General features: G+C 32.0%; 19 protein-coding genes. 4 read left to right on the top strand and 15 right to left on the bottom strand.

Annotated elements, in window-relative coordinates; genetic code table 11:
• Positions 1-41 precede the first annotated feature (41 nt).
• Together ACZ2G2_RS15765 and ACZ2G2_RS15760 are read left to right on the top strand one after the other, a co-directional pair.
• Positions 42-1,577 (top strand): sensor histidine kinase, encoded by a 1,536-nt coding sequence (locus tag ACZ2G2_RS15765; RefSeq protein ID WP_470393264.1) that lies wholly within the window; start codon positions 42-44, stop codon positions 1,575-1,577.
• 4 nt (positions 1,578-1,581) lie between these two features.
• A complete protein-coding gene (locus tag ACZ2G2_RS15760) occupies positions 1,582-2,289 on the top strand; it encodes a response regulator transcription factor (protein ID WP_101202677.1) in 708 nt (235 codons plus the stop codon).
• A gap of 56 nt (positions 2,290-2,345) precedes the next feature.
• Here the strand turns inward: ACZ2G2_RS15760 and miaA are convergent, their stop codons facing one another.
• The 9 genes from miaA to ACZ2G2_RS15715 form a co-directional block, all read right to left on the bottom strand.
• Complete coding sequence (miaA, locus tag ACZ2G2_RS15755) at positions 2,346-3,260, bottom strand: tRNA (adenosine(37)-N6)-dimethylallyltransferase MiaA (protein ID WP_470393261.1); 915 nt, start codon at positions 3,258-3,260, stop codon at positions 2,346-2,348.
• A 23-nt stretch (positions 3,261-3,283) separates the two neighbouring features.
• Positions 3,284-4,147, bottom strand: a complete 864-nt coding sequence (locus tag ACZ2G2_RS15750; RefSeq protein WP_090840510.1) for an ion transporter — start codon at positions 4,145-4,147, stop codon at positions 3,284-3,286.
• 23 nt (positions 4,148-4,170) lie between these two features.
• A complete protein-coding gene (locus ACZ2G2_RS15745) occupies positions 4,171-6,129 on the bottom strand; it encodes a DUF3857 domain-containing protein (RefSeq protein ID WP_470393259.1) in 1,959 nt (652 codons plus the stop codon).
• Positions 6,126-7,490 carry an exonuclease domain-containing protein gene (locus ACZ2G2_RS15740; RefSeq protein ID WP_090840506.1) on the bottom strand — a complete coding sequence of 455 codons (1,365 nt, stop codon included), beginning with the start codon at positions 7,488-7,490 and terminating at the stop codon, positions 6,126-6,128. The genes ACZ2G2_RS15745 and ACZ2G2_RS15740 overlap by 4 nt, the downstream gene beginning before the upstream one ends.
• An 11-nt stretch (positions 7,491-7,501) precedes the next feature.
• Positions 7,502-8,161, bottom strand: coding sequence for a YggS family pyridoxal phosphate-dependent enzyme (locus tag ACZ2G2_RS15735; RefSeq protein WP_470393257.1), 660 nt, complete (start codon positions 8,159-8,161; stop codon positions 7,502-7,504).
• 52 nt (positions 8,162-8,213) lie between these two features.
• Complete coding sequence (locus tag ACZ2G2_RS15730) at positions 8,214-8,705, bottom strand: hypothetical protein (protein WP_090840500.1); 492 nt, start codon at positions 8,703-8,705, stop codon at positions 8,214-8,216.
• A 104-nt stretch (positions 8,706-8,809) separates the two neighbouring features.
• Positions 8,810-10,048, bottom strand: coding sequence for a DUF1015 domain-containing protein (locus ACZ2G2_RS15725; protein WP_470393255.1), 1,239 nt, complete (start codon positions 10,046-10,048; stop codon positions 8,810-8,812).
• A 142-nt stretch (positions 10,049-10,190) separates the two neighbouring features.
• Positions 10,191-11,078: a 3-hydroxyacyl-CoA dehydrogenase family protein gene (locus ACZ2G2_RS15720; RefSeq protein WP_090840495.1), complete on the bottom strand. Its 888-nt coding sequence runs from the start codon at positions 11,076-11,078 to the stop codon at positions 10,191-10,193.
• 12 nt (positions 11,079-11,090) lie between these two features.
• Positions 11,091-12,050: a Gfo/Idh/MocA family protein gene (locus tag ACZ2G2_RS15715; RefSeq protein WP_470393252.1), complete on the bottom strand. Its 960-nt coding sequence runs from the start codon at positions 12,048-12,050 to the stop codon at positions 11,091-11,093.
• 159 nt (positions 12,051-12,209) lie between these two features.
• Between ACZ2G2_RS15715 and ACZ2G2_RS15710 the strand changes: the two genes are divergently transcribed.
• Entirely contained in the window at positions 12,210-12,851 is a 642-nt protein-coding gene (locus tag ACZ2G2_RS15710) for a protein-L-isoaspartate(D-aspartate) O-methyltransferase (RefSeq protein WP_090840491.1), read from the top strand.
• A 197-nt stretch (positions 12,852-13,048) separates the two neighbouring features.
• Here ACZ2G2_RS15710 and ACZ2G2_RS15705 read toward each other — a convergent pair whose 3' ends face one another.
• The 6 genes from ACZ2G2_RS15705 to deoC all read right to left on the bottom strand — a co-directional run bounded on the left by ACZ2G2_RS15705 (position 13,049) and on the right by deoC (position 18,642).
• Positions 13,049-15,517: a DUF5686 and carboxypeptidase regulatory-like domain-containing protein gene (locus ACZ2G2_RS15705; RefSeq protein ID WP_470393250.1), complete on the bottom strand. Its 2,469-nt coding sequence runs from the start codon at positions 15,515-15,517 to the stop codon at positions 13,049-13,051.
• 204 nt (positions 15,518-15,721) lie between these two features.
• Complete coding sequence (smpB, locus tag ACZ2G2_RS15700; RefSeq protein WP_090840485.1) at positions 15,722-16,180, bottom strand: SsrA-binding protein SmpB; 459 nt, start codon at positions 16,178-16,180, stop codon at positions 15,722-15,724.
• A gap of 34 nt (positions 16,181-16,214) precedes the next feature.
• Entirely contained in the window at positions 16,215-16,718 is a 504-nt protein-coding gene (locus ACZ2G2_RS15695) for a GNAT family N-acetyltransferase (protein WP_470393248.1), read from the bottom strand.
• Positions 16,718-17,227 carry a SixA phosphatase family protein gene (locus ACZ2G2_RS15690; RefSeq protein ID WP_281846697.1) on the bottom strand — a complete coding sequence of 170 codons (510 nt, stop codon included), beginning with the start codon at positions 17,225-17,227 and terminating at the stop codon, positions 16,718-16,720. Before ACZ2G2_RS15690 ends, ACZ2G2_RS15695 begins: the two co-directional genes overlap by 1 nt.
• 9 nt (positions 17,228-17,236) lie before the next feature.
• The gene (gene deoD / locus ACZ2G2_RS15685) at positions 17,237-17,935 is read right to left on the bottom strand and encodes a purine-nucleoside phosphorylase (RefSeq protein ID WP_272022941.1); all 699 of its coding nucleotides are present in this window, start codon (positions 17,933-17,935) and stop codon (positions 17,237-17,239) included.
• Positions 17,936-17,970: 35 nt separating this feature from the next.
• Positions 17,971-18,642 carry a deoxyribose-phosphate aldolase gene (gene deoC / locus ACZ2G2_RS15680; protein ID WP_470393245.1) on the bottom strand — a complete coding sequence of 224 codons (672 nt, stop codon included), beginning with the start codon at positions 18,640-18,642 and terminating at the stop codon, positions 17,971-17,973.
• 180 nt (positions 18,643-18,822) lie between these two features.
• Between deoC and ACZ2G2_RS15675 the strand changes: the two genes are divergently transcribed.
• The gene (locus tag ACZ2G2_RS15675; RefSeq protein WP_470393244.1) at positions 18,823-19,440 is read left to right on the top strand and encodes an OmpW/AlkL family protein; all 618 of its coding nucleotides are present in this window, start codon (positions 18,823-18,825) and stop codon (positions 19,438-19,440) included.
• Positions 19,441-19,510 lie beyond the last annotated feature (70 nt).

The raw sequence follows: 19,510 nt of genomic DNA, 5'->3' as shown, positions 1-19,510 counted from the left end.
GGTGTGTGAATAAAAGGATATTTCTAGTATTAGTAGTTTTAATGAGTTGTTCTTTAATAGGTATTATTTTAGTACAAGCTTATTATATTAACAATTCAATTCAAAATAGTGAAAACCAATTTAACTTCAATGTAAAAAAAGCATTGAGTTATGTTTCTAAAACTATTGAAAATGAAGAACGCTCGGACCATTATTATAAGATTTCTGAACTAATTAAAGAAGGTAAAACTAAGCTAGATTCTAATGCTATTTTAAATTTTTATATTAAACAGGATAATCCTAATAGTAACCAATCTATAATTTATAGAAATGGAATTCTTGAAGAAAATTTTAAAGTATCATCATCGCTCTTTGACATAGGTTTAGATAGCTTAAATGTAAAACGAATTTTAAGCGAAAGAGAAACAAAAATAGTAGAAAACAGCACTTTAGATGGGACGCAAAATCTCACATCTATGTTATCTGAGATTGGAGTAACAACTGTCAATGAGTTTTTTCTAGAGACGTCATATTTAGATTATGCGTTTAGAAAGCCAATACATAAAAGGGTTAATACTGATCAGGTTGAAAGGTTACTGGCATTAAAACTAATTGAAGACGATATTAATATTGGTTATGAGTTTGCTATTTATAGTAATGGTTTAGCCACTAAGGTTAAGACAGAAAATTTTCATTTAGATCAAAATAAAGCGTCTACTTTTAGTGTTCCATTTTTTTTTAATGAAAACGACGATAGCAATTACAGGTTATTAGTAAATTTTCCGGAACGTAAAAAATTCATTTTATCATCAGTTTTAACGATGTTAATTTTGTCTATTGTATTTACATTAATTATTATAATTGCTTATTCAAGTGCTTTGTATCAGTTAATAAAACAACGACAGATCTCTGAAATTAAAACAGATTTTATCAATAACATGACACATGAGTTTAAGACGCCAATCGCAACAATAAATTTGGCATTAGACTCCATTAGAAATCCTAAGGTAATAGACGACAAAGAGAAGGTTTTACGTTATTTAGGAATGATTAAAGAAGAGAATAAAAGAATGCATGCTCAGGTAGAAAATGTATTAAGAATATCTAAACTTGAAAAAAATGAGCTAAACATTAGTAAGGAACGTGTAGAGTTAAACGACTTAGTAGAAGACGCTATTACTCATGTAGAGTTAATTGTAGAAGATAGAGGTGGTCATATAGAAACCCATCTTAATGCTGAAAAGTCTTCCGTATTAGCTAACGAAACACATTTTACCAATGTTTTAGTAAACGTATTGGATAATGCTATTAAGTATTCTCCAGAACAACCTAAAATTATAGTTACAACAGAATTGGCTGGTAATAATATTTTAGTACATATTAAAGACCACGGAAGTGGAATGAGTAAAGTAGCTCAAAAACGTGTGTTCGAAAAATTTTATAGAGAACATACAGGAAACATACATAACGTCAAAGGTCATGGTTTAGGATTGGCTTACGTTAAGAGAATAGTAGAAGACCATCATGGTCATATATCAGTAGAAAGTGAAAAAGAAAAAGGAAGTACTTTTACAATAAAGCTTCCCTTAATCTCGTAATATTATGGAAGAACAATTAAAAAGAATATTATTAGTCGAAGACGATCCAAATTTTGGAACTGTTTTAAAAGATTATTTATCAATGAACGATTACGAAGTTACACATGCTAAAAATGGTATGGAAGGCTTTGAAAAGTTTAAACGTGGCGATTTTGACCTATGTATTTTAGATGTCATGATGCCATATAAAGACGGTTTTACTTTAGCTAAAGAAATTAGAGAGAAAAATGCAGAAGTGCCTATAGTATTCTTAACCGCTAAGGCGATGAAAGAAGATGTGCTTAAAGGGTATAAAGTTGGTGCAGATGATTATCTAAACAAACCTTTTGATAGTGAAGTCTTATTAATGAAGATTAAAGCAATCATGCAACGTAAAGCTAACGATACAGTTGCAGATAGCAAGCAATTTGAATTTAAAATTGGAGGTTTTGATTTAAACTCTAAGCTTAGATTTTTAACATACAACGGAGGAGATCAAGTAAAATTATCTCCAAAGGAAAACGAATTACTTCGTATGTTAGCGCTACATGAAAACGATTTAATGCCAAGAGAATTAGCGTTAACTAAAATATGGAGAGACGATAATTATTTTACGTCTAGAAGTATGGATGTTTATATTGCTAAACTTAGAAAATATTTAAAATTAGACCCTAAAGTTGAAATTTTAAACATACACGGAGAAGGATTCAGATTAGTCGTTAACCAAAGTTAATAACTACTTAAGTCTACTTTTTGAATAAAAAAAATCCAGCATATCGCTGGATTTTTTTAGTTTATAATAGTTTCTAATTTAGAAATGATAGTTTCTTTTGGTGTTAGATAATCAAACCATAAAGTTTCGGGATTGCGTTTAAACCAAGTCAATTGTCGTTTTGCAAATCGTCTAGAATTTTTTTGTATTTCTGCTACAGCAAAGTCTAAAGTCCAAGTATTATCTAAATAATTAAAAATCTCTTTGTAACCAACCGTATTTAGGCTGTTAAGTTCCTTAAAAGGGAATAGTGTTTTGACTTCATCCACTAATCCATTATCCATCATAATATTGACGCGCTTATTAATTCTGTCGTAAATAATTGGACGATCAGCCTCTAAACCAATGGTAATGGTCTTAAAAGGGCGTTTATTTTTATCTTTATTTAAAAATGAAGAATAAGGTTGTCCACTACCAATACAAATCTCTAAGGCTCTAATAACGCGTTGCGGATTGTCAATTGCTATCGTATTATAAGATGTTGGATCTAATGTTTTTAGTTGTAATTGAAGCGTTTCTAAACCATCTGTCTCTAATTGTTTATTTAATTGTGGTCTAATGGCTTTATCTACTTCAGGAAAGTAGTCCAAACCTTTACTAACAGCATCTACATATAATCCAGAACCACCTACCATAATAACAACGTCATTGCTTTGGTGTAAGCTTTTCAAACAAGTTATGGCCTCTTTTTCAAAAGCACCAACATTGTAAGCTTCTGTGATTGATTTGTTGTGTATAAAATGATGTTTAGCCTGTGCTAATTCTTCAGTGGTTGGCGCAGCAGTACCAATACTCATTTCTTTAAAAAACTGTCTAGAATCGGCTGATATTATTTCTGTATTAAAGTAATTGGCTAACTTAATACTAAGCGCTGTTTTACCTATAGCTGTTGGTCCAACAATAGATATAAGATACTTGTTAGTGTGTTTCACTTTAAAAGGTCTTTAAAAGAATATTAATATAGATTGGTTCCGCAGACTTTACAGAATCTAGCATCGTCATCATGGTACTCTTCATGACAATTAGAACAACGTTGCGTGTTTAGATTTAGTTTTTTTTGTGGCGGTTGTTGTGTTTTTTCGTCATCAGACTTTTTCATGCTTCTAGAATACTCTGCAGATACAATTCCTGTAGGTACAGCAATAATACCATAACCTAAAATCATGATGATGGTTGTAATAAATTGCCCTAATGCAGTTTGTGGCGCAATATCTCCAAATCCAACCGTAGTTAAGGTTACAATACACCAATAGACACTTTTAGGAATGTTTGTAAAACCATTATCTTCTCCTTCAACCAAATACATAATGGTCCCGAAAATGACAGACGAAATTAATACTGCAAATAAAAACACAAATATTTTGACACGACTAGCAATTATAGAATCCTTTAATTGGTTAGAAGCACCTAAGTATCTAGCTAGTTTTAAAATTCTGAAAACACGAAGTAAACGTAATGCTCTTAAGGTTACCAAAGCATGAGAACCTGCAAAAACAAAAGAGATATACATTGGTATTGTTGACAATAAATCTAAAATACCATAAAAACTAAAAATGTATTTGAAAGGTTTTTTTACGGTTATGACACGTAAAATATACTCGATACTAAAAAATATAGTAATAATCCACTCGCCTATGTATAATAGCTCGTGGTATTTTGCGTCAATATGATTGACACTTTCTAGCATAACTAAAAGTATACTTGCTAAAATTAAAACAAGTAGAATGACATCAAATAGTTTTCCCGCAGGTGTGTCTGCCTCATAAATAATCTCATGAAGTTTGTCTTTCCAACCTTTATTTTGTTTTGCTGCACTCATGTGGTAAAAATACTAAATAAAGATTAGTTATTTTTTTCTAAAACTATTACAGTGTTATTTTGAATTTTAACAATGTCGTTATAAAAAGATTTTAATTCAGGATAATAATTTGTAGTGTACATCGTGTTATAAAAATGAACTCTAAAAGATAACTCTAGAATATTTTCTTTTTGTATTGGTTTAAAAACAAGTAAACCAGAATTATTAGATAGTTTATATGATTTTTCTTGAGGAGTTTCTATAATTTTATAGTTGTCACTAGATTCAATTTTTATATTGTAAATAAAATTATTTTTATACCCGAAGTCAATAGGATAGGTCCTTTTGTTTAATTGTAGCGGGTTTTTTGTGAAAATTTTAAAAATAAAGGGGTCTAAATAAATCTTGTTTCCTATGGTTGTTAATGGTCCTGATATAGACATTGTTTCAGTAAACAACGATTTGTTATTTTTGTTTATTTCAACCTCTATATCGCCAAAAGTATAATCGGGATATTTTTCTTTGAATTGTTTTAAATTATCTTGATCGTCTCTAGTATAATTCTGTCTAGCTTTTAACGCATTATAACCTGTTTTTGCGGTTGTCAAAGTTCCAGTAAATGTACCATCATCATTAAGTTTTACTATAATTTTATGCTGTATTGCTGAGCTTGTTTTTGGTTTTATATCAACCCAATGACTTCCGTTTTTAAAGTCCATTTCTCGTCCATATTGATTTAGGCATTTAAACGGGATCTCTCCAAAATTTAATGCAGAATCTGTGGCATCTAAAAAGTATGATTCGCCATCAATTTCTGCTCTCAAAATCACATAGTTGAATTCTGAAATAACAGGGTATAGTTTAGTTATAAATCCATTGTTTCTTGTCGATAATAGTACAGGGTAGGTTTGGATACCATGTTTTATTAATAGGTTATAAAGTAGCAAGTTGATTTCTGCTACGTTACCTGACTTTTGTTCAATGACTTCTTTTATGGATACATCTTTAAAAATGCGGTAATAGTTATTCCAATTGTAATTGTTTTTAACAAAGTCAAAGATGTAATTGGCTTTATCTAAATCACTTTTTTGATTTAATAATTCAGGGTCAATTAGCTTTTTTACAAGACTTTCCTTTTTTAGCTGTTTTCCAAAATCAGAATCAGTCCTTAATTCGCTATCCGTTGTTTCCCAATTTTTAGTAATGTTATTTACTGTACCATCAAATCCTTTAACAACTTTTAATTCATACTCAATTCGGGATAAATAATTTTTGGCAGAAGTCATATAATCCTCTTCTATAAAAGCAGGGATGTCTTGCATTGCATATTTTCCGACGGTGCAGTCTGCACTAGCACCATTGTTTCTTTCAACACAGCCTTTTTTTATAGTGCTTTCGTTTGCATCTAATTTAAGCTCTCCAACTAGTTTGATATTGTAGTCGTAATTACCAGGGATACTCGTGTTGTATTCGCTATAAAGTTTTGGAATCTCTTCTTGAAAGCGCCACGTATTAAATTTATAGATAAATGGACTCTCAAAAGTGTAACTATACGTTATAACGGAGCCTTCTTTAATATTTGGAAGAATAAATTTAAATATTGTGTGATTCTCGTCTGCCTTTTCTTCAAATATTTGAGAATCATCAAGTTTGATTCTAGATACCTTTCCGTCTACTATATTTGTAGTAGTGGCAATTAAATTTGTAATTTTCTCTTTATTGCCTCCAGAGTTGTATAAGTAAATTTTAACGTTGGCTTGATTGAAACCGTTACGGTTTAAAATTTTGATTTTTTTGTTATAATTTAAAATTAAATTGAAGCTTTTTTCGTCAATTTTAGCATTTCCATATTCATATAAAACTACAGCATTGGCAGTGGTATCTTGCTTAAATTCATTTAATTCTAAATCTGCTCTTGTAGTCGTTAAATCCTTGGTGTTAAATTGGTTTTGTGAGACTAAAAAATTTGTAAATAACAGGGCGATAACGACTAATGTTCTCATTCTAAATTAAGTATTTTTATGCGCTTATTTTTTCTTAAATAGCTTTGTATTATATGTTGTTGGTCTCTATTATTTTCCATTGGAGTAATAATAGATTCTAAAATTTCTAGATTATTAATTTGATAATTTAAATTGTAAAAGCCTAAACCTTTAAACACCCCATTTTGTATTAAAATAGCGCTACGCTCATCAACTTCACGACCTTGGTCTACAATAACCATGTTTTTATTTTTGTAGTTGTACTTGTCTAATAGTTTCTGTACACGTTTGTTGTAGCTCTCAGGTGTTTCTTCTTCTATACAAGCACCTTGACAATTTTTTACATCGTATTGAAAACAACTACTTTTTGTTTTATAAAGCCCGCATAATTTTTGACATAGCTCAAAATTTTCAACCATTTTTTCTAAAAAATGTTTACCGCTTTGTCTAGTGCTAAAGGTGGTAACGTGAGGCTTTCTGCCATCTGCTTTGTCTATAGTTAGATTTATGTAACCATTATGATCTATAAAACTGTACAGGGCGTGTGTAAATATACTTCTACGTAAAGCTCTGTTAAGTATAGGTTTGTTTCTCTTAATCTCTTCACTTTCTTTTAAAAGCGCTACAAGCTCGCTACCAGTAGCTTCGTAAGTCACTGTTGCGACTTGCATTTGGATTTTTTTGGATTTAGCAGTTGTACCTGTAAAATGCTGATTGACTCTATTTTTTATGTTTTTGCTTTTACCAATATAAATAATCTCACCGTCGGCTTTATGCATATAATAGACTCCGGTTTTTGATGGTAGATTTGCTATAATATCTATTAAACGCGGTTCCATTTGGAATTTTGGTTCTTTTCTAATAGACGCTTTAATTATAGTTTTATTGGTGTCTTTATTTAGTAATAATTTAAATAATTTGACCGTTGCTAGAGCATCTCCTGACGCACGATGCCTGTCTGTAACTGGTATACCAAGAGACCTAACTAATTTCCCTAAGCTATAGCTAGGCAAATCAGGAATTAAATCTTTAGAAAGTTCTACAGTACATAATGTTTCACGTTCAAACTCAAATCCAAGACGTTTAAATTCTGTTTTTAAAATGCGGTAATCAAATTTTGCATTATGTGCTACTAAAATAGTGTCTTCCGTAATTTCTACAATACGCTTTGCTACTTCGTAAAACTTAGGTGCATTACGTAGCATTTTACTATTTATACCTGTAAGATTAACCACAAAAGGTTGAATTTCACGTTCTGGATTAACTAAGCTTATAAACTGGTCTACAACCTCGTGACCATCGTATTTATAGATTGCTATTTCGGTTATTCCTTCTTCGTTAAACTTACCACCAGTGGTTTCTATGTCGACTATTGTGTAAATAAGGTGTGTTTTTAATTATAATTTCTAGCGCCAAAGATACTACTTCCGACGCGAACCATGGTGCTACCGCAGTCAATTGCTAATTGGTAATCTCCACTCATACCCATAGATATGGTTTCCAAATCTAAATGTACTGTTTTAAGTGAATCAAATGTTGTTTTTAGTACACCAAATTCCTGCTTAATTTGACCTTGGTCTTCCGTAAAAGTTGCCATTCCCATGACACCAATAACGCTAACATTTTTTAAAGCTGAAAAGTCTTCAGACTGAAGTAATATTGAAGCATCTTCTGGAGATATTCCAAATTTAGAATCTTCCGAAGCTATTTTTATTTGAAGTAAACAATCGATAATTCTATCGTGCTTTTTAGCTTGTTTATTAATTTCTTTTAGTAATTTAAAACTCTCTACACCATGTATTAAATCTACAAACTCAGCCATATATTTGACCTTGTTAGTTTGCACGTGACCAATCATATGCCATTTAATATCTTTTGGCATCTCTTGATGTTTGTCCGCCATTTCTTGGATTTTGTTTTCTCCAAAAATACGTTGACCAGTCTCATAAGCTTCCATTAAATCACTAACCGGTTTTGTTTTAGAAACAGCTACTAGTGTGACGTGATCAGGAAGGGATTGTTTTATTATGTTTAGATTTTGTTTGATGCTCATAATGTTTCCTATGGTAATATGAATTTGTTTTGAGGTTATTCACTTACTTATGTTATTCGTAATTGAAATTATTTAAGTAATATACGCCATTAATCAATAACCGATTAGCCTCATGTGATTGTTGTCGATTGTAATAAATTGAATCATTTTTTACATAAATTTCATTAAATATAGAATCTTTGTTTTTATCTATAGCCTCAGTTTTAATAAATACTAATGCCTTGTTTTTATAAAAGTATTTCTGACTAATATAAGTATCACCTTCACTTGTAAAAGAAACATAAACCAACTCATTACTTTTAATATTATGGCACTTGGTGGTTGTTTGTTTGGCGCCTGTAGTTATTCCTCTTAAAATATTTTGCTCTACACTTTTACAATCAAAGTCTTTATTTATTAATTTTTTAAAATGACTATAGTTCTTTATCTCTTTTATGTATTGGATGTTAATTGTAGTATTTGAATCAGAGTTTGTGTTTTTAGTGCTTGAACAATTAAAAAATATAATTAAAAATATTATTAGTAATAATTTAGTCGATTTCATAGCTCTAATTTAGATTCTGCGCTTTAGTCTTAATGACAAACTAAGAAATAATATAGCATCTAAATTATCTCTCATCCCTTATACCTTTTTACTACTGTCTTATTTTAAAACTCATAAATAGTAACACCACTTCTAATTTTAGGCTCTATGTATGTGCTTTTTGGAGGCATTGTTAGTCCGTCGTCAGCGATTTGTTTCATTTGATTAATTGTCGCAGGAACCATGCCAAAACCTACGATAAACTCCTTACTATCTACTTTACTCTTAAGGTTTACAATGTCTTTTTTTCCGCTAATGTAATGTATGCGAGTATCGTTACGTAAGTCCGTAATTCCTAAAATAGGTTCTAGAATTGTTTTAAAAAGGACTTGCGCATCTAATTCGTCTAAAGACGTACCAAAGTTATATTCTGTTTTTCTAAGGTATAACGAGTAAAATTCGCCATCCAAATACATACTAAAATGATGCGATTTTGATGGTTGATATGGTGTTAATCCTCTGTTTTCAATACGATATACGGTATCTAATTGTATTAAAAACTCTTCTTTAGTTAATCCGTTTAAATCTTTTACTAATCGGTTAAACTCGTGTATGCGTAATTCCGATTCGGCAATCAAATAACTCATAAAAAAGTTATATGTTTCTTCTCCTGTATGTTTTTGATTTTCGTTTTTTAGGTCTTCGCAAAGTAATTGAGACGAGGCCGATCTATGATGTCCATCTGCGATATACAGCGTTGGCATGTTATTAAATGTGGCTGTTATTGTATCTATATCTGATGGCTCTTCAATTAGCCATAAATAATGCGTGTCTCTGTAGGTTGTTGTAAACTCAAACTCAGCACGTTCTTTTTGTTTTTTTGCTATAATGTTAGAAATAGCATCGTTATCAGGATAGGTTAATAATACAGGTTCTGCATTAAAACCTACTGTTTTTAGGTAGTCTTTAAATACGGTTTCGCGAGAAGCGATTGTATCTTCATGTTTTTTAATAATGTTATTGGTATAATCTTCCACACTTGCTGCTGCAACAATACCATTAAAGACTTGAAAGTCTCTGTCTACTATTTTATAAATGTAAAAACAAGGTTTTTGGTCTTGTATAAAAACAGCATCTTCTTTAAACTCTGAATAACGGTTTTTTACTAATTTATAACGTGCTTCTCCAGAGATTTCTTTGTCGTATTTGTATCCTGGATTTACAATATGTAAAAACGAAAACGGATTATGATCCAAGCGTGCTTCTCTTTCTGCTTGTGTATAACTCTGATAAGAACGTGACGCCACTAAGCTAACTTTATCTCTAGTTGGTCTTACAGCTTTAAAGGGGAGTATTTTTGTCATGTTTTTGAGAATAAGAAGTCTTTTTAGGCAAAAGGCAAAAGGCAAAAGGCAAAAGGCAAAAAGCAAAGTAGGGAAGTAGTAAAAAAAAGGCATACGTTTTTAGCGCTATAAACACTACTAACTTATGCCTTTTTACTTTTAATTATATAAACTGTTTAGATACTTTTTCTGCTTTTCTGCTTTCTGAATAATCGTAAAAACCTTCACCAGATTTAATACCAAGTTTTCCAGCATTTACCATATTAACTAATAATGGGCATGGTGCGTATTTAGGGTTTTTAAATCCATCATACATTACGTTTAAAATAGATAAACAAACGTCTAATCCAATAAAGTCGGCTAGTTGTAATGGTCCCATTGGGTGGGCCATACCAAGTTTCATTACGGTATCAATTTCTTCGACACCAGCAACACCATTGTATAACGTTTCAATAGATTCGTTAAGCATTGGCATTAATATACGGTTGGCAACAAAACCTGGGTAATCATTAACTTCGGTTGGTGTTTTACCTAATTGCTTAGATAAATCCATGATGATTTTAGTGACTGCATCACTTGTACTATACCCACGGATAATTTCTACTAATTTCATGATTGGTACCGGATTCATAAAATGCATTCCAATAACCATTTCTGGTCTTGACGTCACAGCTCCAATTTGTGTAATGGAGATAGAAGAGGTGTTAGTTGCTAAAATAGTATCCTCACCACAAGCGGCATCTAATTGTTTGAAAATCTTTAATTTTAAATCTAAATTTTCTGTTGCAGCTTCTACTACTAAACCAGCGTATTCAACACCAGCTTCAATATTTGTATAGGTTGTTATATTACCTAAAGTTTCCGCTTTGTCAGCTTCTGTAATTTTAGCTTTAGCAACCATACGGTCTAAATTTTTGGTAATGGTATCCATTCCTTTTTTTAGAGACGCTTCGCTAATATCTATTAATTGTACTTTAAATCCTGATTGTGCAAACGTATGAGCAATACCATTACCCATTGTTCCTGCACCTATAACTGCTATGTTTTTCATTTGTATGTTGTTCTAAAATTGATCAATTATCATTGTTGCAACACGTAACGCTTCTGTACCATCATGTAATGTTACAATAGGTGTTGTGTTATTATTTATTGCATCTGCAAAAGATTCTAGCTCATCTAGAATAGCATTGTTAGCAGATATTTCTGGGTTATCAAAATAGATTTGCTTTTTAACACCTTCTGCATTTTGTAAAACCATATCAAAATCTCCAGGAGTTTCTGGCGCATCTTTCATTTTTACAACCTCACATTTTTTCTCTAAAAAATCAACAGAGATATAAGCATCACGTTGGAAAAAACGTGTTTTACGCATGTTTTTTAACGATATTCTACTTGCTGTTAAATTAGCAACACAACCGTTAACAAACTCGATACGTGCATTAGCAATATCAGGTGTGTCACTTATAACAGAAACTCCGCTGGCAGATACATTTTTAACCTTAGATTTTACAACGCTTAATATAACGTCAATATCATGGATCATTAAATCTAAAACTACTGGTACATCTGTTCCACGCGGATTAAACTCGGCTAAACGATGTGCTTCAATAAACATTGGACTATCTAATTGGTCTTTAACTGCAATAAAAGCGGGATTAAAACGCTCTACATGTCCAACTTGACCCTTAACACCATATTCTGCAACCAAAGCTCTTAAGCTTTCGGCTTCTTGTACGGTATTTGTTATTGGTTTTTCGACAAATATATGTTTGCCTTTTGCAATAGCTTGCTTGGCACAATCGTAATGAGATAGGGTAGGCGTTACTATATCAACGACATCTACAGCTTCAATTAGCCCTTCAATTGTTTTAAAATATTTGTAACCAAATTCAGCTTCAACTTTTTTACCGTTGTCGGCATCTGCATCATAAAACCCAACTAATTGAAATTTTTCTGATTGATTTAATAGTCTAAGATGAATTTTTCCAAGGTGACCAGCACCTAATACACCAGCTTTTAGCATAGTTTGTTATGTTTTATACAAAAATAAGTTTTTTTACACAGTATTTTATATGAATTTAATAATTATATATTGGATTTAAGACAAAATTATAAATTGACCGAAATCCTTTTCAGGGTTGAATTTTTGAAGTAATTTTATGCTCTAAACTAAGGACTACCATTGAAAGATACTTTTAAACATAAAGGCTTACGTCAGCAATTAGTTGCTGTTTTAAAGAATAAAGGAATTACAAACACTGCTGTATTGGCTGCTATTGGCAAGATACCTAGACATTTATTTATGGATTCTAGCTTTTTGGACCACGCGTATCAAGATAAAGCATTTCCTATTGCGGCTAATCAAACCATTTCTCAACCGTATACTGTTGCGTTTCAAACGGAATTAATGCAAGTTAAAAGAGGCGATAAAGTATTAGAAATAGGAACAGGTAGTGGTTATCAAACTGCTGTTTTATGCGAGCTTGGTGCTAAAGTGTATAGTATTGAAAGGCAACAAGAACTGTTTAAAATTACTAGCAGATTTTTACCAAAATTAGGTTACAGAGCTAAAAGTTTAATTTTTGGCGATGGTTATAAAGGGATGAAGGAAGAAGCCCCTTTTAAAAGTATAATAGTTACTGCTGGTGCCCCTTTTGTGCCAAACCCATTATTAGCACAATTAGAAATTGGTGGACGTTTAGTTATACCTGTTGGTGAAAATGTACAAACAATGACCCTTTTTGTAAGAACAGGTCAAAAGGATTTTGAGAAAACAGAATTTGGTGAGTTTAGATTTGTTCCGCTATTAGAGGATAAGAATTAGTGGTTGCTTAATTTTGGTAACACAAAAAACTTGTTTTTTTAAGATACTCGTTTTTTTTTAATATTTTATATCAGTCGTTTAACAAATTTAGTTATAATAAAGTCGTAAAGTCAAGCTCTGTATTGCATAGCAATTGATACTAATTAACTTCTATTCTAAATTAGAGAATCTTGAATTATGCATTTTGTAGGACGTAGTTAAAAGCTAAATCCAAACATAAAGGTATCGTTAACCAAACCACTTCCTTGGTAAGCACGCACATAATCTACACGTAAAAAGCGCATTTTACCCCAACCTAAATTACTTAATCCAAGCGAGTATTCGGTGTATGGTTTATTGCCATTTGTGGCTGCTGCATTAAATCCTGCAACCAAATTAAAATTAAGCTTATTTAATAACGGAATTTTGTTTAAAATATAACCCTTAAAGTTATGTTCTGCATGTATTTCGGCGTAAGCCTTATTAGTACTTAATGCGTAATACGGTAAGATTTTAAAGGCATTAATATAATTGCCATCCAGAACGACATTAGTTTGATTACCATTAAAATGGTGATAATCTACAAAAGCAATATTGTCTGCATTGTTAAAAACCCCTCCTTTTGCTAAATAGGTTAAATCCCCTTTGTTACCTAAATTTAAGCGTTGATATAGCATCCCTTTAAATTGATCAAAATTGTAGTTGGAGTTACTACTTCCAAACCCTTTTTCGTAACCTAAATATAGTGTTGGTATTTTACTATTTGGAAGGTTATATTTTCCAAAAGGATAGCTCATGTAATTTTGCCCAAAGTTAATGCGCGTGTTTACATTAAGTTTCATGATGTTGTGCGCGTCAAAAGAGGCTACACCGTTAGCTGTTGGATCTAATGGGTTGTTGCTAGTATAGTCTCTGTTGTCTTGAGGGTACCACGCCTGGTCCGTAGTGTTAAATAATGGTTTTCTGTCGTTATAACTTAAATCTGTAGATAGTTGTAAGCCATTAAGTAACTCTTGACTATAGTCTATTTGTGCAAAGGTACGATCGTAAATTTTTAAATAGTTTTTTTCTGCAGTAAGGGAATACGCGGTGTTTAGTAATTCTAAACTAGATAGGTTAGGATTAAATTGTTCTACTTTATTACCTCCCGAAAACGCTATTCTTGCTCTGTTTTTTTTGTCAAATCTATAGCTGATGTTTCCGATAGCTCTTAAGCGATCATCTGACTCGCCATAATTTATGCTAGAAGATAGTCTTAAATACTCAGGACTATCGTCCTTAAAGTATTTGCTATAGCTAGCAGATACTGTTCCATTCCAACCTTGCACAGTATTGTAAGCTAATTTACTGATAGGAGAGGAGATATTAAAATAGGTTTTTTTATAAGAGTTGTTGTAACTGTACCCTCCTAAAATATTACCGAATTTAAATTTGTTATTAACTGTGTCTACTGAGTCTAAATAGGGTTTAGACTCTCTAATTAACTGTATACTGTCTCTTCTAACATAGTCATTAGCTTCTAGATTAGTTAACGGTACAGGTCTTTTTGTGTCCCAGTAAATGGAATCTTTTTTATTGGCATTATCTTCAAAAGATAAGACTTCTCTTGTAAAGTTTTTAGCCTCAAAATTGGGGTTAAACTCGTAGTTATTATAAGCAGCAGTAAAACGTCCATCACCATTAAAACCAAAAATACCGAACTTGAAATCGAATAATTGCGTGGTTTTTATCCATGATTTTTCAGTATCGTAATAGGTAAACGTTTGTTTAATTGTAAATAAATCTACAGCAGGTATTTGTGCTTGTTGCCCAGTTAATGTAACGTCTGTACCAAACAAACTCCATTGGTCTTCTACAATATATATAAAACCACCAAATGCTTTGTCGTTTTTTCGTTTTGGGAGTAATTCAATTTTATTAATTAGATTTCCTAAGTCATCATAAAACGTTCCGACTAACTTAAACTTATAATAATTAAAGGCAAAGTCGGATATTGGAGAGACAATTTCGCTTCCTAATTGAAACGTGTTTTGGTAGAAATTAAATTCGACATCAGTCGCATTATTAAAACTAAACCCATTACTATCCCCACTTACTTTTGAAGCTATAATAGTCTCTTTGATTGGCTTAGGTGCTTGATATTCTAATTTAGATATGGTTTCCGATAAGTATACAATACCAGTTCTGGTGCTATCTAACGCTCCATCAAAATCGCCAACATCTTGACCTAAAACTTTTTCGGGTACGTCTACCATTTTTAATAGACCTCTTGAGTAAAACTCTGCTCTAAACGCTTTTAATTTATTAAGATTGTCTTTACGTTTGGCTATGGTCTGCCTCATGATGGCGTTAGCAGGATTCTCTTCTGAGTTAATCACAACCTCGTCCAAGTTGATGTCTTCTTCTGATAATACAGCATCTAATACAAACGGAAATTTATCAATAGTGACCTTCTTTTTTAAGGTTTTGTAACCTAAATATTGAAATGTAACAGTATAGTCTCCTGTTTTAGAAACTTCTAATAAATAATTACCATCATTATTTGTGGTGGTACCCGTGTATGTGTCTTCGATAAAAATATTGACGACAGCTAGAGGCGTGTTATTGTCAGATGTTACAGTACCTGTAATTTGAGAAAACGCAAAAGTGCTAACTAAACTAAATAGCGTAAGTAGAGAGTATTTCATTTAAAGTTGGTTGTTTATTAGTATAGACGCTTTTTTATTAAAAAAGGTTGCCTGCCTTCAAACATATAACTTATTGAAATTGAATATTGTTATAGAAATTATAAAGTTTTTTTTAAATAGAAAACTAAAGCTTTTGCTGTGTACCGTTTTTGTTTTAGTTGAAACCAAAGCATAAACAGGAAGCAGATTAAGAAAAAGAGGTGTTTAGTTAAACGATTTTTTAATACGATCTAGATCACGTTTGTTATCTCTATCCTTCATTGTTTCGCGCTTATCATACAGTTTTTTACCTTTTGCTAACGCAATATCTAATTTGGCGAAACCTTTTTCGTTTAAAAATAATCGCAAAGGAATGATAGTTAAACCTGAGGTATTAACTTCTTTAAGCATTTTTTTAAGCTCTTTTTTGTTTAAAAGTAACTTACGTTCTGCTTTTGGTCTGTGGTTGTAATAATTACCATATGCATACTCTTGGATATTCATGTTAATCACAAATAGCTCACCACGCTCATTAAACTCGCAAAAAGATTCGGCGATAGAGGCTTGACTGTTTCTAATAGATTTAATTTCTGTTCCGGATAAAACGATTCCAGCAGTGTATTTATCTAAAATTTCATATTGAAATTTAGCCTTTTTATTAAGTATGTTTATCTTTTTTTGCATTGGTGCAAAGCTAATAAAATTGAAGTTAAAGTAATTATAATTGTTTAGTCATTTTATGCATCCCTTTAAATGGGTCCATAATTAATTCAAAATCCAACGCATAGGAGTCTACAATTTTAAAGCCACATTTTTTATAAAAATTTAAAGCTTGTAATTGTGTGTCCATAGCTTCTAACCAGATAGAGGTGGATTGATTTGCTTTTGCGCGATTTTCTGACAGTTGCATTAGTTGTTTTCCTAGACCTAATCCTTGATAATCGTGATCTAGATACAAACGGTGTAATTTGGTTGTTGCCTCTGGTATTTGATGTACCAATCTTAAAACACCAATGGTTTTAGTATTGTATTGGATAAAAAAGTAATCGGTGTTTTTAACGTCTAATTCTTTAGTGACATGTTTAAGGTTGTATTGTGAGTTTATGTACCAATTGCAATCGTTGTTTTTCCAAAGCTGTCTGTAGGCTGGTGGATAAATACGTTGCATTAATTGCAGCAATACCTCATGCTTAGCAACGGTAACAGGACTTAAGTTTAGCATTATTTAAGATCTATAACTTGATCTGTAATTTTTCCATTAGTAATGGTTACTATAAACAGTTTGCTATTTATAGCGTCGTCAATATCTTCGTATTTTTCTTGATTTATTATGGCGTTTACAAATCTTGGTGTTGTATTACTGTGTCCAACAATTAAAACGGATTGCCCTTTGGTTTGTTTTTTAAAATCGTCATAATCTATAGCGTTTGGATTGTATGCAATTACAGGTAATTTTTTGTTTGTTGACGTCGGAAAAGCAGTTCCTAAAGTGCGTTTGTAGTTAGTAGAGTAGATGGCGTCTATCTGTATTTTTTTAAAATAACGTTTCCATTTTCTTGCACGACGTTTTCCTTTTTTAATTAGTTGTGGATTATGGTTTGTGGCATCGCTTCTATCTTTTTCTGCATGTCTAATAAAATAATACGTTGTGGTTGACGTGTTATCATCTTGTTGTGCTTGTACAGAAAAGGTAAAAAGGAATACTAAAAATAGAAGTAGTAGTTTTTTCATAAGTCAATATTAGGCTAATTCTAAAGCAATGTTTATCATGTCTTTAAAAGTGGTTTCTCGTTCTTTACTAGTCGTTTTTTCTCCTGTAACTAACGAGTCTGATATAGTACATATCGTTAATGCATTTACATTGTGTTTGGCAGCTACGGTATATAAACCAGCAGTTTCCATCTCTACACAAAGCACACCAAATTTACTCCATTTTTTGTAGGACTCAAAATCATCCGTATAAAACTCGTCAGAGGTAAAAACATTACCTGCTTTAATGGCTATGTTTTTGTTTTTTGCAGCGTCCACCGCTTTTTGAAACAATTCAAAACTAGCAGTAGGTGCATAATCGGCACCTCCAAATCTAAGCGTGTTTACTCCAGAATTTGAGGATGCTGCCATAGCTAAAACAACATCTCTAATCTTGATATGTTCTTGGTAAGAACCAGCACTACCAACACGAATCAGGTTTTTTACACCAAATTGTGTAATTAACTCATGCGCATAAATAGAAATACTAGGCACGCCCATTCCTGTACCCATTACAGACACGCGTTTACCTTGATACGTTCCTGTATAGCCAAGCATGCCTCTAACGTTATTAAAGCAAACAGGATTTTCAAAGAAGGTTTCGGCAATCCATTTAGCACGTAAAGGATCTCCTGGTAACAATATAGTTTCTGCAACATCGCCCTTTTGGGCTCCAATATGTATACTCATAATTATTTTTTAAGGTGAAATGCTTACGCTTGAGATTAGTAACTTTTATCTCCCGAAGCTTGGCCGGTTACAATTGCAATTCCGTTAGACGTACCAATACGGTCAACACCAAGATTAATATACTGTAAAGCGGTATCTGTATCTTTAATACCTCCGGAGGCTTTTATTTTTGTGTTACCGTTATTAATGGCGTTTTTCATTAAAGTAATAGCTTCTATAGTTGCACCTCCAGTTCCAAAACCTGTCGACGTTTTTATAAATTCGGCTTTAGCCTGAATTGCTAATGCACTGGCTTTACTAATGTCTAGGTCATTTAAATAGCAAGTTTCTAAAATCACTTTTAAAGTGTTGCTAGGCATTACTTTCTTTACAGCGTCAATGTCTTTATAAACAGCATCAAAATCTTCGCTTTTTAAAAGACCTATATTTAAAACCATATCAATCTCATCCGCACCATCTTTTAGGGCTTGTTTAGTTTCTTCAACTTTAGCAATAGTACTCATGGCACCTAAAGGAAAACCAATAACGCTGCAGACTTTGACAGCACTATTTTTTAATTCGGCTTTAGCCAAACTAACATAACAACTATTTACACAAACGGAAAAAAAATCGTGCTCCTTGGCTTCTTGACACAATTTTATAATATCTGTTTTAGTAGCTGTAGCTTTTAATATGGTGTGATCTATGTACTTGCTTAATGGTTTCATCTAAATAAATTAAGATATAAAGTTAATGGTTTTTGATTAAAAGGCAGGGGTTACTTTTAGTAGAATTTTATACTGCAAAAACAACAAAAAAACTTACTTAAACAATGACAAAAGTCAGCTTTTAAGCTTTTAGTCTCCCGTAATTTTGTGGTATAAAACAAACAACAAATCAATTATATTATGAAAAAAATATTTTTAGCAGTCTTAGTAGTCGGTTTATTTGGATTAAACGCGCATGCGCAGGATACAGTATCAAATGACACTGATTTTAATAAATGGCAGGCAAGATTTAGAGTGGCTGGTGTAATACCATCTCCTGGTGATGATCTTGATGGTGCAGATGTGGATATTTCTACGACCGTAGTGCCTGAGTTAGATTTTACATACTTTTTTACTAAGCATTGGGCAGCAGAACTAATTTTAGCAACCACTAAACATGATGTTGAGGTAGGTGAAACAGATTTAGGGTATGTATGGTTATTACCACCAACGTTAAATTTGCAATACCATTTTTACGCAGGAGACTTTAAACCTTATGTTGGAGCAGGTGTAAACTACACTATTTTTTATGGAGAAGATTCAGGAGATGTTGTAGGTATGGATTACGATAATTCTGTTGGTTTTTCTTTCCAAGCAGGGATTGACTACAACTTAAACGATAAATGGTTTATCAATTTTGACATTAAACAATTATTATTAAGTACAGATGTAACGGTTAATACAGGAGAGGTAATGTTACCTGTAGATGTTGATATTAACCCATTAATTATAGGTGTTGGTATTGGTGTTAAGTTATAATAATAGCTTAGGTTAAATTAAAAAGACTACAATTTGTAGTCTTTTTTTTGTTTCAGAATTAATATATCAC

It is taken from the genome of Olleya sp. KKT75 (genome assembly GCF_055635485.1).
The sequence above is the reverse complement of the archived record's forward strand: the minus strand, read 5'-3'. Positions and strand labels throughout refer to the sequence as shown.